24 protein-coding genes are annotated in these 14,665 nt (G+C 59.1%); all 24 read left to right on the top strand.

What is annotated here, in order from left to right; all coding sequences use genetic code 11:
* Positions 1 to 129, top strand: a 129-nt coding sequence (locus tag Q4P21_RS04915; protein WP_303387697.1) for a ribosomal protein L16, incomplete at its 5' end; no start/stop codon positions are given.
* Between the two features lie 2 nt (positions 130 to 131).
* Positions 132 to 455: a 50S ribosomal protein L29 gene (gene rpmC / locus Q4P21_RS04910; protein ID WP_038464680.1), complete on the top strand. Its 324-nt coding sequence runs from the start codon at positions 132 to 134 to the stop codon at positions 453 to 455.
* 62 nt (positions 456 to 517) lie between these two features.
* Entirely contained in the window at positions 518 to 748 is a 231-nt protein-coding gene (gene rpsQ, locus Q4P21_RS04905; RefSeq protein WP_207343631.1) for a 30S ribosomal protein S17, read from the top strand.
* Between the two features lie 439 nt (positions 749 to 1,187).
* A complete protein-coding gene (rplN, locus tag Q4P21_RS04900) occupies positions 1,188 to 1,556 on the top strand; it encodes a 50S ribosomal protein L14 (RefSeq protein ID WP_044576718.1) in 369 nt (122 codons plus the stop codon).
* A gap of 3 nt (positions 1,557 to 1,559) precedes the next feature.
* Positions 1,560 to 1,922: a 50S ribosomal protein L24 gene (rplX, locus tag Q4P21_RS04895; protein ID WP_207343525.1), complete on the top strand. Its 363-nt coding sequence runs from the start codon at positions 1,560 to 1,562 to the stop codon at positions 1,920 to 1,922.
* The gene (gene rplE, locus Q4P21_RS04890; RefSeq protein WP_207343526.1) at positions 1,919 to 2,503 is read left to right on the top strand and encodes a 50S ribosomal protein L5; all 585 of its coding nucleotides are present in this window, start codon (positions 1,919 to 1,921) and stop codon (positions 2,501 to 2,503) included. The genes rplX and rplE overlap by 4 nt, the downstream gene beginning before the upstream one ends.
* A 103-nt stretch (positions 2,504 to 2,606) precedes the next feature.
* The gene (rpsH, locus tag Q4P21_RS04885; protein ID WP_207343527.1) at positions 2,607 to 3,005 is read left to right on the top strand and encodes a 30S ribosomal protein S8; all 399 of its coding nucleotides are present in this window, start codon (positions 2,607 to 2,609) and stop codon (positions 3,003 to 3,005) included.
* 22 nt (positions 3,006 to 3,027) lie between these two features.
* Positions 3,028 to 3,564: a 50S ribosomal protein L6 gene (gene rplF / locus Q4P21_RS04880; protein WP_207343528.1), complete on the top strand. Its 537-nt coding sequence runs from the start codon at positions 3,028 to 3,030 to the stop codon at positions 3,562 to 3,564.
* A gap of 2 nt (positions 3,565 to 3,566) precedes the next feature.
* Positions 3,567 to 3,938 (top strand): 50S ribosomal protein L18, encoded by a 372-nt coding sequence (gene rplR / locus Q4P21_RS04875; protein WP_207343529.1) that lies wholly within the window; start codon positions 3,567 to 3,569, stop codon positions 3,936 to 3,938.
* Positions 3,935 to 4,648: a 30S ribosomal protein S5 gene (rpsE, locus tag Q4P21_RS04870; protein ID WP_207343530.1), complete on the top strand. Its 714-nt coding sequence runs from the start codon at positions 3,935 to 3,937 to the stop codon at positions 4,646 to 4,648. Before rplR ends, rpsE begins: the two co-directional genes overlap by 4 nt.
* Entirely contained in the window at positions 4,648 to 4,860 is a 213-nt protein-coding gene (rpmD, locus tag Q4P21_RS04865; RefSeq protein WP_207343531.1) for a 50S ribosomal protein L30, read from the top strand. Before rpsE ends, rpmD begins: the two co-directional genes overlap by 1 nt.
* A gap of 2 nt (positions 4,861 to 4,862) precedes the next feature.
* Positions 4,863 to 5,342, top strand: coding sequence for a 50S ribosomal protein L15 (rplO, locus tag Q4P21_RS04860; protein ID WP_207343532.1), 480 nt, complete (start codon positions 4,863 to 4,865; stop codon positions 5,340 to 5,342).
* Between the two features lie 220 nt (positions 5,343 to 5,562).
* A complete protein-coding gene (secY, locus tag Q4P21_RS04855; protein ID WP_207343533.1) occupies positions 5,563 to 6,888 on the top strand; it encodes a preprotein translocase subunit SecY in 1,326 nt (441 codons plus the stop codon).
* Entirely contained in the window at positions 6,885 to 7,463 is a 579-nt protein-coding gene (locus Q4P21_RS04850) for an adenylate kinase (protein ID WP_303387694.1), read from the top strand. Before secY ends, Q4P21_RS04850 begins: the two co-directional genes overlap by 4 nt.
* A 114-nt stretch (positions 7,464 to 7,577) precedes the next feature.
* Positions 7,578 to 8,414, top strand: a complete 837-nt coding sequence (map, locus tag Q4P21_RS04845) for a type I methionyl aminopeptidase (protein ID WP_303387693.1) — start codon at positions 7,578 to 7,580, stop codon at positions 8,412 to 8,414.
* A 212-nt stretch (positions 8,415 to 8,626) separates the two neighbouring features.
* On the top strand, positions 8,627 to 9,586 hold the full coding sequence (locus tag Q4P21_RS04840) for a P1 family peptidase (RefSeq protein ID WP_303387692.1): 960 nt from the start codon (positions 8,627 to 8,629) through the stop codon (positions 9,584 to 9,586).
* A gap of 217 nt (positions 9,587 to 9,803) precedes the next feature.
* The gene (gene infA / locus Q4P21_RS04835; protein ID WP_207343633.1) at positions 9,804 to 10,025 is read left to right on the top strand and encodes a translation initiation factor IF-1; all 222 of its coding nucleotides are present in this window, start codon (positions 9,804 to 9,806) and stop codon (positions 10,023 to 10,025) included.
* A 29-nt stretch (positions 10,026 to 10,054) separates the two neighbouring features.
* Positions 10,055 to 10,168 (top strand): 50S ribosomal protein L36, encoded by a 114-nt coding sequence (rpmJ, locus tag Q4P21_RS04830; protein WP_011775570.1) that lies wholly within the window; start codon positions 10,055 to 10,057, stop codon positions 10,166 to 10,168.
* 190 nt (positions 10,169 to 10,358) lie between these two features.
* Positions 10,359 to 10,736 carry a 30S ribosomal protein S13 gene (gene rpsM / locus Q4P21_RS04825; RefSeq protein ID WP_038464651.1) on the top strand — a complete coding sequence of 126 codons (378 nt, stop codon included), beginning with the start codon at positions 10,359 to 10,361 and terminating at the stop codon, positions 10,734 to 10,736.
* A 47-nt stretch (positions 10,737 to 10,783) separates the two neighbouring features.
* The gene (gene rpsK, locus Q4P21_RS04820) at positions 10,784 to 11,185 is read left to right on the top strand and encodes a 30S ribosomal protein S11 (RefSeq protein WP_038464649.1); all 402 of its coding nucleotides are present in this window, start codon (positions 10,784 to 10,786) and stop codon (positions 11,183 to 11,185) included.
* Positions 11,186 to 11,318: 133 nt separating this feature from the next.
* Positions 11,319 to 12,329 (top strand): DNA-directed RNA polymerase subunit alpha, encoded by a 1,011-nt coding sequence (locus Q4P21_RS04815; protein ID WP_207343536.1) that lies wholly within the window; start codon positions 11,319 to 11,321, stop codon positions 12,327 to 12,329.
* 84 nt (positions 12,330 to 12,413) lie between these two features.
* Positions 12,414 to 12,929, top strand: coding sequence for a 50S ribosomal protein L17 (gene rplQ, locus Q4P21_RS04810; RefSeq protein WP_303387691.1), 516 nt, complete (start codon positions 12,414 to 12,416; stop codon positions 12,927 to 12,929).
* A gap of 135 nt (positions 12,930 to 13,064) precedes the next feature.
* Complete coding sequence (locus tag Q4P21_RS04805) at positions 13,065 to 13,973, top strand: tRNA pseudouridine(38-40) synthase TruA (protein WP_303387690.1); 909 nt, start codon at positions 13,065 to 13,067, stop codon at positions 13,971 to 13,973.
* Between the two features lie 226 nt (positions 13,974 to 14,199).
* Positions 14,200 to 14,643, top strand: coding sequence for a 50S ribosomal protein L13 (rplM, locus tag Q4P21_RS04800; RefSeq protein ID WP_207343539.1), 444 nt, complete (start codon positions 14,200 to 14,202; stop codon positions 14,641 to 14,643).
* The last annotated feature ends 22 nt before the right edge of the window (positions 14,644 to 14,665 follow it).

Raw genomic sequence — 14,665 nt, 5'->3', positions numbered from 1 at the left:
GTCAAGCCCGGCCGTGTTCTCTTTGAACTCTCCGGTGTATCAGAAGAGGTAGCACGCGAGGCATTGCGCCTGGCAATCCACAAGCTGCCGTTGAAAGCACGCATTGTGCGTCGCGAAGGTGGTGAGTAGAGATGTCAGTTGGTTCCAAGGAACTTGCCCCTGCACAGCTTGACGGGTTCGACAATGCACGTCTTGTTGAAGAACTCCGCAAGGCTAAAGAAGAACTGTTCAACCTGCGTTTCCAGTCAGCCACTGGCCAGCTGGAAAGCCACGGTCGCTTGCGCGTTGTAAAGCGCGACATCGCCCGTATCTACACAGTGCTGCGTGAGCGCGAGCTGGGCATTCGCCCGGACGTCGTTGCCGCTGCACCCGTGGAGAAGGCCTCCAAGAAGGCTGACAAGGAAGCCAAGAAGGCCTCCAAGAAGGCTGAAGAATCTGAGGAGGACGCCAAGTGAGCGATTCTGTAGACAACATTGAAGAAGGCGCCACGGCTGTGGTTCGTGGCGAGCGCAAGAAGATGCGTGGCTACGTCGTCTCCGACAAGATGGACAAAACCATCGTCGTCGAGGTCGAAGACCGCGTAAAGCACGCCTTGTACGGCAAGGTTCTGCGCCGGAACAAGAAGGTCAAGGCCCACGACGAAGAGAACAGTGCCGGCATCGGCGACATGGTTCTCATCAGTGAGACCCGCCCGCTGTCCGCCACCAAGCGTTTCCGCCTGGTGGAGATCATCGAGAAGGCCAAGTAAGCATTTTCAACGCTTTGCGTTGAGCTTGTGAACTAAACGCAGGGCCCGTCACCGTTCGCGGTGACGGGCCCTGCGTCGTTTAACCCTTCCACCACCCCGTGGTGTGGGGAAGGCAACGCCTGAGCGGGCTTACGGCGTAACGATTGGTTCCGGCATCGTGCTAGGATTGTCTATTGCTGCGCCTTTTCCGTGCCGCCGTTTTCGGTGGTGGAATCAGGTGGGCAAATACCTCGTAAATGCATCGTGCCACTACAAACTGCCGTCTGCCGCGTGTTTTTCATGCACCTGGCCGGATTGGAAAGTGCATTTGGCATGAAGCATTTAGGCGTGTTTTGGCAAAATCCAGGCGCGTCGAGAGACATCCCGAACAATACGTTCCGCAAGGCTTGTCCATAGCTGATATATGGCCAAGAACCGGCGCGACGAACAGGAGATTCTAGTGATTCAGCAGGAGTCGCGGCTTAAGATCGCCGACAACACGGGGGCCAAGGAAATCTTGACCATCCGCGTTCTCGGTGGATCCGGACGCCGCTACGCAGGCATTGGCGACACCATTGTCGCCACCGTCAAGGATGCAATTCCCGGCGGTAACGTAAAGAAGGGTGACGTCGTCAAGGCTGTCATCGTTCGCACCAAGAAGGAACGCCGCCGTGCGGATGGTTCCTACATCAAGTTTGATGAGAATGCAGCTGTCATTCTCAAGGCTGACGGGGACCCCCGCGGTACCCGTATCTTCGGCCCGGTTGGCCGTGAACTTCGTGACAAGAAATTCATGAAGATCATCTCGTTGGCTCCGGAGGTGCTGTAACTGATGGCAAAGATCAAGAAGGGTGACCTGGTTCAGGTCATCACAGGCGCCAAGGCTGAGCGTGGCGGCGACCGTGGCAAGCAGGGCAAGGTCCTGAAGGTCTACAACGAAACCAACCGCGTGTTGGTTGAAGGTGTAAACCGCGTCACCAAGCACACCAAAGCCGGACAGACCGAACGTGGCACCAACACTGGTGGCATCGAGACCGTCGAGGCACCCATTCACATCTCCAACGTTGCTGTAGTGGACCCGTCCACGAAGAAGCCGACTCGCGTTGGCTACCGCATCGAAACCGTTGAGCGCGATGGCCGCGAGCGTCAAGTACGTGTCCGCGTTGCCAAGACCTCGGGGAAGGACCTGCCATGAGCGCCGCAGTTGCAGAGAACACACCCAAGATCACACCCCGCCTGAAGACCCGCTATGCAGCGGAAATCAAGGCGACCCTGATCGAGGAATTCAAATACTCGAACGTGAACCAGGTTCCGCGCCTGGTCAAGGTCGTTGTCAACATGGGTGTTGGAGATGCCGCCAAGGACTCCAAGCTCATCGATGGCGCCGTCCGCGACCTCACAGCCATCACCGGCCAGAAGCCCCAGGTTTCCAAGGCCCGCAAGTCGATCGCACAGTTCAAGCTGCGCGAAGGCATGCCGATCGGCTGCCACGCAACTTTGCGTGGAGACCGCATGTGGGAATTCCTGGACCGTTTGGTCACACTGGCACTGCCCCGTATCCGCGACTTCCGCGGCCTCAGTGGCAAGCAGTTTGACGGCAACGGCAACTACACCTTCGGTTTGACCGAGCAGGTTATGTTCCACGAGATCGACCAGGATTCCATTGACCGCCCCCGCGGCATGGACATCACCGTCGTCACCACAGCCAAGACCGATGACGAAGGCCGTGCCTTCCTCAAGGCACTTGGCTTCCCGTTCAAATCCGAAGATAAATAATCTACGTAAAAGGTCCGTTCTGCGGGCGCGTCGTCCCGGCATTTGATGCCGGCGCGGGTGCGCTACGCGAAGGAAACCGTTACGAGGAAGGGCAAGCGCCCAAATGACAATGACAGATCCTGTCGCAGACATGCTTACGCGTCTGCGCAACGCAAACTCGGCACACCACGACACCGTGTCCATGCCGTTTAGCAAACTTAAAGGCCATATCGCCGACATCCTCAAGGCACAGGGTTACATCACTGCCTGGAAGGTCGAAGACGCCGAAGTTGGCAAGAAGATGACCATCGACTTGAAGTATGGCCCCGCACGTGAGCGTTCAATCGCTGGCCTGCGCCGCATCTCCAAGCCCGGCCTGCGCGTTTACGCAAAGTCCACAAACCTCCCCAGCGTGCTGGGTGGGTTGGGTGTCGCCATCTTGTCGACGTCTTCAGGTCTTTTGACCGACCGTCAGGCTGCCAAGAAGGGCGTGGGTGGGGAAGTCCTCGCCTACGTCTGGTAGTAGAGAGAGAAGGGAAAGAAAAATGTCACGTATTGGACGTCTCCCCATCTCCGTGCCTGCCGGCGTCGAGGTCAAGGTTGAAGATAACCTGGTTTCCGTCAAGGGCCCGAAGGGAACGCTGCAGCTTACTGTTGCCAGCCCCATCGCGGTTGCTCTCGAAGAGAACACCATCAGCGTTAGCCGCCCCAACGATGAGCGCAACTCGCGTTCACTCCACGGTTTGACTCGCACCCTCATTGACAACCTGATCATCGGTGTCACCAAGGGCTACGAGAAGAAGCTGGAAATTGTTGGTACCGGTTACCGCGTAGTCGCCAAGGGCGCGAACCTCGAGTTCGCTCTGGGCTTCAGCCACCCGGTTGTCATTGAGGCACCCGAGGGCATCACACTGGCAGTTGAGAGCCCCACTAAGCTCTCCGTGTCAGGCATTGACAAGCAGCAGGTGGGCGAAGTTGCTGCCAACATCCGCAAGCTGCGCAAGCCCGACCCGTACAAGGGTAAGGGCGTACGCTACGCCGGCGAAATCATCCGCCGCAAGGTCGGAAAGGCTGGTAAGTAACCATGGCACTGTCCGTAAGAGGAAAGTCCAAGGCCGCAGCACGCGGCCGTCGTCACCTGCGCGTTCGTAAGCGCGTCAGCGGCACCACTGTACGTCCGCGTCTGGTGGTCAACCGTTCAGCACGCCACGTATTCGTGCAGGTCATTGATGACACCCAGGGCCTGACCCTGGCGTCGGCATCGACCCTGGAAGCAGACCTGCGCTCATTTGACGGTGACAAGACCGCCAAGGCCAAGCGCGTTGGCGAACTCATTGCTGAGCGCGCCAAGGCTGCCGGCATCGAAGCTGTTGTGTTCGACCGTGGCGGTAACCGCTACCACGGCCGTGTCGCAGCAATTGCTGATGGCGCACGTGAAGGCGGTCTGGCACTGTGACCGAGAACACTAACAAGGAGAACACTGTGTCAGAAGCAACTGCAGCTGACGGTGCAGCCGCAAAGACCGAAACAGCTGCAGGCGCCGATGGCGCCCGTGGCCGTGGCGGTCGCGACGGTGCTCGTGGAGGCCGCGAAGGCGGTCGCGACGGTGGCCGTGGCCGCGGCGGTCGCGACGGTGGACGTGAGGCTGAGAAGAGCCAGTTCATCGAGCGCGTTGTCAACATCAACCGTGTAGCCAAGGTTGTCAAGGGTGGTCGTCGCTTCAGCTTCACCGCGCTCGTCATCGTTGGTGACGGCAACGGCCTGGTTGGCGTTGGCTACGGTAAGGCCAAGGAAGTTCCGGCCGCCATCGCCAAGGGTGTTGAAGAAGCCAAGAAGACCTTCTTCCGCGTCCCGCTGATTGGCAAGACCATTCCGCACCGCGTACAGGGTGAAGCCGCTGCCGGCGTCGTTCTGTTGCGTCCGGCTGCAGCTGGTACCGGCGTTATCGCCGGTGGCCCGGTTCGCGCCATCCTGGAATGCGTTGGCATCCATGACGTGCTGTCCAAGTCACTGGGTTCCTCCAACGCCATCAACATTGTTCACGCAACCGTTGCTGCTTTGAAGGCCCTGGAAGACCCGAAGGCTGTTGCGGCTCGCCGCGGCCTGCCTTTGGACGAGGTAGCTCCGGCCGTGCTGTTGCGCAATATGCAAAAGGCAGGTCTGTAATGACTACACCGAAAAATGTTCAGGTTTCTGCCAAGAAGCTTGAAATCACGCAGACCAAGGGCGTCATTGGCGTCAAGCAGAACCAGAAGGATTGCCTTCGCTCACTGGGCCTGAAGCACATCGGCGACTCTGTCGTCCGTGTTGCCGATGCAGTGACCGTTGGCATGATCAACACGGTTCCGCACCTTGTCAAGGTCGAGGAGGCTAAGTAAAAGTGGCTACTGAGAAGACTGTAGAAACTGCTGAAAAGCAGAATGCGCTCAAGGTTCACCACCTGCGCCCCGCACCTGGCGCCAAGACGGCTAAAACCCGTGTTGGCCGTGGTGAGGCATCCAAGGGTAAGACCGCCGGTCGCGGTACCAAGGGTACCAAGGCCCGCTACCAGGTCAAGGCTGGCTTTGCCGGCGGCCAGTTGCCGTTGCACATGCGCCTGCCGAAGCTGCGTGGCTTCAAGAACCCGTTCCGTGTGGAGTTCCAGGTTGTAAACCTGGCCAAGCTGAACGAGCTCTTCCCCGAAGGTGGCACTGTCACCATCGAGGACCTGGTTGCAAAGGGCGCCGTTCGCAAGAACCAGCCCGTGAAGGTGCTTGGCACAGGCGAGATCACCGTCAAGGTTGATATTGCTGCCGACGCATTCTCCACCAGCGCCGTTACGAAGATTGCTGCTGCAGGTGGAACAACCACCGAACTGTAAAAAGTTCACAAATGCGCACATCTAGCGACTAGACTCTTGGTGGGCGGAGCTTATGTTCCGCTCACCAGGGGTCTTTCGTTTTATCTAAACAGAATTGCGCAGGGTGTCCCTCAGTTCCCTTGAACTGTCATAGTTTCTATGCGAGCTGGATCACCCACTAGAATCATTCCTTGGGCTTCCATTGAGAACCCACCACCCTTACTACATATCAGGAGGACGCTTGCTTACCGCATTTGGCCGCGCCTTTCGCACGCCTGATCTGCGACGCAAGTTGTTGTTCACGCTGGGAATTATTGCCATCTTCCGCATGGGTGCGTTCATCCCATCGCCCGGAATTGATTACCGAAATGTCCAACAGTGCGTGAACGCTGCTGACACAAGCCAAGGTATCTACCAGCTTGTGAATCTGTTCAGCGGCGGCGCCTTGCTTCAGGTTTCCATCTTTGCGTTGGGAATCATGCCCTACATCACCGCGAGCATCATCGTGCAGTTGCTGCGCGTTGTGATCCCCCGCTTCCAGGAACTTCACCTTGAAGGCGCTCAGGGCCAGAGCCAGCTCACTCAGTACACGCGCTACCTCACCATAGCCTTGGGTCTGCTCAATGCCACCACCTTGGTGACGCTGGCACGCTCCGGTCAGCTCTTTGCCGGATGTGGTGCAGCAGGCAAGCCTGGTGCCTTGATACCCAACGACAACCTGGTCACCATCTTGTTGCTGATCATTACGTTGACAGCAGGATCAGGCTTGATCATGTGGATGGGCGAGCTTGTCACGGAAAAGGGTGTCGGCAACGGCATGTCCTTGCTGATCTTCGTAGCCATTGCAGCTCAGTTCCCCACCGCCCTTGGCGCTATTTTGAAGACCCAGGGTTGGGGCACGTTCCTGATCGTGATGGTCGTGGGCTTGCTGGTTGTTGCCCTCGTTGTTTTCGTGGAACAGTCCCAGCGTCGTGTGCCCGTTCAATATGCCAAGCGGATGATTGGTCGCCGCACGATGGGTGGCACCAGCACCTACATTCCCATCAAGGTGAACATGGCCGGCGTTATCCCGGTCATCTTCGCATCCTCGATGCTGTACCTGCCGGCACTCATTTCGCAGTTCGCCACACCGGCAGATGGCTCAAACCCGCCTTGGTGGATTGAATGGATCAACAACTACCTGACTCGTGGAGATCACCCGATCTACATGTTGATGTACTTCTTGTTGACCGTTGGGTTCACCTACTTCTACGTTGCGATCACCTTCAACCCTGAAGAGGTCTCCGACAACATGAAGAAGTATGGTGGGTTCATCCCCGGCATCCGTGCCGGACGTCCCACACAGGATTACCTGCAGTACGTTATCTCGCGCATCACGCTGCCGGGCGCGCTCTATTTGGGCATAGTCGCCCTCATCCCACTCATCGCACTTGTCCTGGTTGGGGCAAACCAGAACTTCCCGTTCGGTGGAACCTCAATCCTGATTGTGGTGGGTGTGGGCTTGGAGACGGTCAAGCAGATTGATGCGCAACTCCAGCAGCGCCACTATGAAGGGTTATTGCGATGACAAGAATGTTGATCATTGGACCTCCCGGGTCAGGTAAGGGCACACAAGCCGAACGGATCTGTGTGGAGCTTGGCATTGTTGCCATCTCCACCGGAGATATCTTCCGGGCCAACGTCAAGGGTGAAACCCCCCTGGGTCTGGAAGCGAAGAAGTACATGGACAACGGTGACTTTGTGCCGGACAGCGTCACGAACCGCATGGTTCGCGACCGGCTGGCACAAAGCGACGTGGTGGACGGGTTCCTGCTTGACGGGTACCCGCGCACCTCGCCCCAGGTCGATGAACTCGATGACATCCTGGCCTCTGCCGAGGTAAGTCTTGATGTTGTAGTCCAGCTCACAGCCGACGACGAAGAGCTCGTCAAGCGGTTGCTGGGACGGGCCGTGGAAACCGGGCGCAGCGATGACACCGAAGCTGTCATCAGGCACCGCCTGGATCTCTACCGTGAACAGACTGAAGTTGTAGTGTCCCGCTATGCGGAGCGAGGCATTCTGGCGAAGGTCGACGGTTTGGGTGAAATGGACGACGTGACTGCTCGCATCATGGACGCCATCAAGCAGGTCAAGACTGCCTAACGGCGGCAAAGCGTTTTCAAACGGTGCCATATAGGTACCCAGTTCTGAAGGAGGGCTCCTTCCCGCACTATGGGGAGGAGCCCTCCATCATTTCCTTAGCGAAAGGATTCTTTCATGGCGTTTGGCCAGCAAAGAATTGAATACAAGACCATCGAACAAATGCGCATCATGCACCGTAGCGGGCTGATCCTCGACGCGGCACTGAAGACCACCCTCGCTGCAGCAGTGCCTGGCATCACGACCGGCGAACTGGATGCGATCTTCGCGGCCGAACTGAAGAAGGCCGGCGCCACCTCCAACTTCCTGGGCTACTACGACTTCCCAGCCTCGATCTGCACCTCCGTCAATGAGGAAGTAGTGCACGGCATTCCCGGACCCCGCGTCCTGAAAACCGGCGACCTCTTGTCGATCGACGGCGGTGCCATTGTTGAAGGCTGGCACTCAGACTCAGCCCGCAGCGTCATTGTGGGCGGACCCGACCACGAAGACCCCGCGGACCGGCGCTTGTCAGATATCACCGAGGAAAGCATGTGGCGCGGTATCGCAGCCATGGCCGGAGCGAAGTACGTAGGTGACATTGGCGATGCCATCGACGACTACGTCACGTCCCAGCCCGGGCCGGAATTGGGCATTTTGGAAGATTACGTGGGCCACGGCATCGGCTCGGCCATGCACATGCCCCCGGATGTGCTGAACTACTCCTCCAAGCACCGCGGGCCCAAGCTGAAGCCCGGCATGTGCCTGGCGCTGGAGCCCATGCTGGTCCGAGGGGGGCTTGAGACGGTCACCTTGCAGGATGACTGGACAGTGGTCACCGCAGACAAAGCCCGCGCAGCACACTGGGAACACTCCGTTGCCGTGCACGCCAAAGGCATCTGGGTGCTCACCGCGGACGACGGCGGAGCGGAGCGCCTTGCGCCGTGGGGCGTCACCCCGGTCCCGCTGGACTAGTCCCCACGCCCTCCCCGTTTCGGTTCGCAGAGCGAGCCGAAATGGGGCCCCTCGGGCGCGTGGGCCCAACCGCCCCTACCAATGGCGTCCGCTGGCGCGATTTTTTGGGAACCTGGCAAGCGTGGGCCCACCCAGCCCCTCCTCATGGCGCCGGCCCGGGTAGGGTGGCCGGAAGACTTCCATACCCGGAGACCACAGCCTAGGAGTCGGACATGAGCGAACAGCCGGAACCGAGTGGCCCTGGATCCATCACTGATGTACCCGGCATTCGGGTAGGACAGGCTCGGCGCGACACCAACGGCTGGCTCACGGGTGTGAGCGTGGTTCTGCCACCTCCTGGGACCATCGGATCAGTTGACGTCCGTGGTGGCGGCCCTGGCACGCATGAGACGGACGCGCTGGACCCCACCACCATGGTCCCCACTGTTGACGCCGTGGCCCTGACGGGCGGTAGTGCCTACGGGCTTGCTGCCGCTTCCGGAGTCCAGCGTTGGTGCGAGGAGAACGGGCGGGGTTTTCCGGTCCCGGGTGGTGTGGTTCCCATAGTTCCCGCAGCCGCGATCTTTGACCTTGGACGTGGAGGCGACTTCGCAAAGCGGCCCAACGCCGACATGGGTTATGAAGCGGCACTTGACGCTGCAGGCTCAGCCGAGGGGGCCGACGTCGAACGCGGAAATGCAGGTGCAGGGACCGGTGGCGCCATTGGGGCAGGGAACTTCAAAGGCGGTCTGGGAACTGCGTCAGTGCGGCTTACGGGGGAGAACTCACACATTGTGGTGGGCGCCCTTGCCGTGGTGAATGCAGCCGGCATCCCCTGGCAGCCCGGTGCCGCCGCGATGATGCCGGGGGAGGGGCTGAATACCACGCTCGCAGTGGTGGCCAGCAACGCCACCCTGAGCGTCGCTGAAGCCAAGCGCACAGCCACTGCCGCGCATGCCGGCATGGCCAGAGCCCTGAACCCCGTCCACACCCTTGCGGACGGGGATACCATCTTCGTCCTGGCCACCTGTGCCGACATACTGGTGCTGAATCCGGACGTTCCTGTTGCCGCACTCATTGAACTTCAGTGTGCCGCGGCCGAAGCGGTTCGCCTGGCGATTCTCGACGGTGTGGCGCGGGCCACGGCGGTTGAAACTCCGGCCGGCACCCTCCGTCCATTCCCTGGCGGTTGACAGCACGGGCCAATTTAACTTAATGGTTAAATTGCACTAGAGTAGGTTGTTGGTTGTCTGTGCCTGCTCTTTTGTGGGGTGCGCAGCGGTGCTTGGCGTCACGCCATACATGCTGAGTGCGTTCGGACGAACAATAATCAGTAGCAAATCGAACGCCGATCTGAAATCGGTTCCTCTCGGGACTGCCTATGTCGGCGCAACAAAGTTAGCGGAGGATATGGCCAAGAAAGACGGGGTCATTGAGATCGAGGGCGTTGTGACTGAAGCGCTGCCCAACGCGATGTTTCGTGTTGAGCTGAGCAACAAGCACATCGTTCTTGCCCATATCTCAGGAAAAATGCGCCAGCACTACATTCGTATCCTTCCTGAGGACCGAGTTGTGGTGGAGCTGAGCCCTTACGACCTCACCCGTGGTCGTATCGTCTACCGCTACAAATAACCACAACTGCAATCACGCAAAGGAATGCCATGAAGGTCAAGCCGAGCGTCAAGCAGATCTGCGATAAGTGCAAGGTGATTCGCCGTAACGGTCGAGTCATGGTGATCTGCGAGAACCCGCGCCACAAGCAGCGTCAGGGCTAATTTCCTCTTCTTCGAGGAAAACCCGGGCGATTGCTCACGTAAGTAAATTAATAAGGCAGCACAAGTTGGACGAAGGCGGAGCAATTCGCAACCGGTCAACGGACCCCTGGTCGGAGGCCAGGGCCGCATCACACAAAAATGTGCGGGTGTACTGTCTACGACCTCCGGTTTACACAAGGAGCAGCCAAATATGGCACGTCTCGCTGGCGTAGACCTTCCCCGCGAAAAGCGGTTGGAAGTAGCGCTTACATACATCTACGGCGTGGGCAAGACCCGTGCAAAGAAAGTCCTGGCCGACACGGGGATCTCCCCGGACGTCCGCGTAAAGGATCTTTCTGACGCTGAACTCGTTCAGTTGCGTGACAACATCGAGGGCAACTACAAGGTTGAGGGTGACCTTCGACGCGAAGTAGCAGCAGATATTCGCCGCAAGGTTGAAATCGGCAGCTACCAGGGTATCCGCCATCGCCGCGGCATGCCCGTGCATGGCCAGCGCACGAAGACCAACGCACGCACCCGCAAGGGCCCGAAGCGTACCGTCGCAGGCAAGAAGAAGGCTGGCCGCTGATTTTCAGCGTGTGCCGCCACCTCATTAAACTTTCGTAGGAGAATAAAATGCCCCCAAAGACTCGTGGAGCGGTCCGTAAGCCGCGTCGCAAGGATAAAAAGAATATTGCGCTGGGCCAGGCCCACATCAAGAGCACCTTTAACAACACCATTGTTTCCATCACGGATCCCAACGGTGCAGTCATCTCATGGGCATCCGCCGGTGAAGTTGGCTTCAAGGGCTCGCGCAAGTCAACTCCGTACGCTGCACAGATGGCTGCTGAAGCCGCTGCCAAGCGCGCACAGGAGCATGGCCTTCGCAAGGTTGACGTTTTCGTCAAGGGTCCGGGCTCGGGCCGCGAAACGGCTATCCGTTCACTGCAGGCTGCTGGTCTTGAAGTTGGCTCCATCTCGGATGTCACCCCCAGCGCCCACAACGGCTGCCGCCCGCCCAAGCGCCGTCGCGTCTAACGAGACAAACGAGCTGCGCAGTTGGCCTTCACCTTTGGTGAGGGCCAACTGCGCCGCCCGCAGCTTTCGTCAGTCGTCATTTCCACTACCTGTGTTGCGTCATATAGCGGATGCTCGCTGAAAGGAAAACCCAGTGCTCATTGCACAGCGCCCCACCCTCTCTGAAGAAGTAGTTTCCGAAAATCGCTCACGGTTCGTCATCGAACCGCTCGAGCCCGGATTCGGATACACCCTGGGAAATTCCCTGCGTCGGACCCTGTTGTCCTCCATCCCAGGGGCTGCTGTCACCAGCATCCGCCTCGATGGTGTGCTGCATGAGTTCACCACGGTCCCCGGTGTCAAGGAAGATGTCACTGAGATCATCCTGAACATCAAGGGACTCTCCGTGTCCTCGGAGCATGACGAGCCCGTCGTCGCCTACCTGCGCAAGCAGGGTCCCGGCGTCGTTACGGCTGCAGACATTGCACCGCCGGCCGGCGTGGAATTCCACAACCCGGACATGCACATTGCCACGCTGAACTCGAAGGGCAAGTTCGAACTCGAACTGACCATTGAGCGCGGTCGCGGCTACGTCTCGGCAGCTCAGAACAAGAACGCAGATCAGGAGATCGGCCGTATTCCGGTTGACTCGATCTACTCACCCGTTCTGAAGGTGACCTTCCGCGTGGAGGCCACCCGTGTTGAACAGCGCACCGACTTTGACAAGCTGATTGTTGATGTAGAGACCAAGCAGGCCATCTCCCCGCGGGATGCCATTGCCTCTGCCGGCACCACGCTGGTTGAATTGTTCGGTTTGGCCCGCGAGTTGAACACCGCAGCTGAAGGCATTGAGATTGGCCCGTCACCGACGGACGCCGCTCTTGCCGCAGACATGGCATTGCCGATCGAGGACCTGGACCTGACGGTTCGTTCCTACAACTGCCTCAAGCGTGAGGGCATCCACTCTGTGGGTGAACTCGTTGCTCGCTCCGAGGCTGACCTGATGGATATCCGCAACTTTGGTGCGAAGTCCATCGACGAGGTAAAGGCAAAGCTGGTTGAGCTCGGTCTGTCACTGAAGGATTCCCCTCCAGGATTTGATCTGGCCGCCCATGCCGCAGCCCTTGATGAGAACGACGACGCTTACGGCGACGACGAGCTCTAAAGTCGAACAACTAATTTTCTAGCCGTCCGGGAGAACACTTAGACGTGTTCTTTCCGGTTCGGCTGTCACTTGAGGAGAAACACCATGCCTACACCCGCTAAGGGTCCCCGCCTTGGAGGCGGAGCGGCTCACGAGCGCTTGATGCTCGCGAACTTGTCCGCCGCTCTGTTTGAGCACAAGCGGATCACCACCACCTTGACCAAGGCAAAGCGCCTGAGCCCCTACGCAGAGCGACTGGTAACTTTCGCCAAGCGTGGAGACCTCTCATCACGCCGCCGCGTTCTCGGCCTGATCAGCGACAAGGGCATTGTCCACGAGCTGTTCACCGACATCGCCAAGGCTGTGGAGAACCGCGAAGGCGGCTACACCCGCATAACCAAGATCGGCAACCGCAAGGGCGACAACGCCCCCATGGCCGTCATCGAGCTCGTTCTGGAACCGGTCAGCGCCAAGCAGGCCGTCGTGAAGGAAGCAACCGCTGCCGCCGCCAAGGCTGCTCCGGTTGAAGAAGTACCGGTCGAAGAAGTTGTCGAGACCGAGGTTGTGGCTGAGGAAGCCCCCGCCGAGGTTGAAGAGGCAGCTGCCGAAGAATCCAAGTAAGGCCCAAGCCATGGCTTGAGTTTTGCCAGGAAGGACCCGTCATCCCGTTGGGGTGGCGGGTCCTTCTGCACTGGGCTGTCCTGCAGGGGAGCAGCGGCTTTCGGAACTACGCCGGTGCGTCGGTAGAATTGGTTCATGCAAAATCCCCATCCTTCTCCGGAAGAACTAGGCCTTGTACGGGTCCGGCTGGACATTGCGTACGACGGTGGACCGTTCAGCGGGTGGGCCGTGCAGCCTGGGCTGGTGACCGTTCAGGGAGCATTGGAAGAGGCGCTGGCGATGATCCTGCGGCGACCAGTCCGGCTGACTGTGGCCGGGCGCACCGACGCCGGTGTGCACGCCCGCGGACAAGTTGCCCATCTTGACCTCAAGCAGGAGGAATGGGACTCCCTGAACCGGGGACACGACGTCGAGCCTTCCCTCGCTCTGCAACGCCGCATCAACGGGGCGCTGGGAAGGGTCCTGGGGAACCTGACAGGTGCCGTACAGGTCCTTGCAGTGGAGGCCGCGGCACCGGGTTTCGATGCCCGGTTCTCGGCGCTGTGGCGGCGATACAGCTACCGGATCGCGGACGGTTCCACTGCCCGTGATCCATTGCAGCGTGCACAAACGCTCTGGTTCAACCACGATCTTGACGTGGACCTGATGAACGCCGGTGCGGCGGAGCTGATCGGGCTGGGTGACTTCAAGGCTTTTGCCAAACCACGAGAAGGCTCCACGACCATCCGCACGCTGCAACATTTCGACTTCACACGGCAGGCTGATGGTGTGATTAATATCAATATCCAAGCCGACGCGTTCTGCCACAACATGGTGCGTGCTCTGACCGGCGCTGCGCTGCGTGTTGGGCGGGGCGTGGAAGGTCCGCATTGGATGCGCGAGCGTCAGTTGGCAGGGATAAGGGACGCGAAATCAGTGTTGGCGGGGGCGCATCCGCTGGTTTTCGAGGAAGTCAGCTACCCTGATGAGGCAGAACTTGGCGAGCGAGCCACACTCACCAGAGCGCGCAGGACTCATGCAGAGCATTCCGGCACCCCATTTTGACCGGAGGTGCATATTAACGCTATTGTTGGTAGTCGTTGTGCGTGTCCTATCCCGGTGCCACGCGCCCATTGCAGGTCCGGTTGCAGGACTACCACTGAATGGGCGTTATCGGGAAGTGTAAGGATGACTGGTGTTGGAGCCCTCACCTCTGTTCCGGTAAACGCATAGATAGCAGGTGTCAACCATCTGTGACACCACCAAAGAACAAGAAACGAAGGCAAAAACCGTGCGTACGTATACCCCGAAGCCCGGCGATATCACCCGTCAGTGGCACATCATTGATGCCAACGACGTAGTCTTGGGCCGTCTTGCCAGCCAGACCGCAACACTGCTGCGTGGAAAGCACAAGCCGACCTTCGCTCCCCATATGGACATGGGCGATTTCGTCATCATCATCAACGCCGAGAAGGTCGCCCTCACCGGCGCCAAGCTCGAGCAGAAGCGCGCATACCGCCACTCGGGTTTCCCGGGCGGTCTGTCCAGCGTGAACTATGCAGAACTGTTGGAGAAGAACCCGGTTCGTGCAGTGGAGAAGGCCGTCGCCGGCATGCTCCCCAAGACCAAGCTTGGTAATTCCCAGATCAGCAAGCTGAAGGTCTACCGCGGCGCAGAGCACCCCCATGGTGCACAGCAGCCCCAGACTTTCGAAATCACCCAGGTCGCCCAGTAGTCCTGGCCACCACCTAAATCAT

The organism is Arthrobacter sp., assembly GCF_030540645.1.
Taxonomy (GTDB): Bacteria; Actinomycetota; Actinomycetes; order Actinomycetales; family Micrococcaceae; genus Specibacter.
Note: the sequence above shows the minus strand (reverse complement) of the source record. Positions and strands in the feature narration are given on the sequence as shown.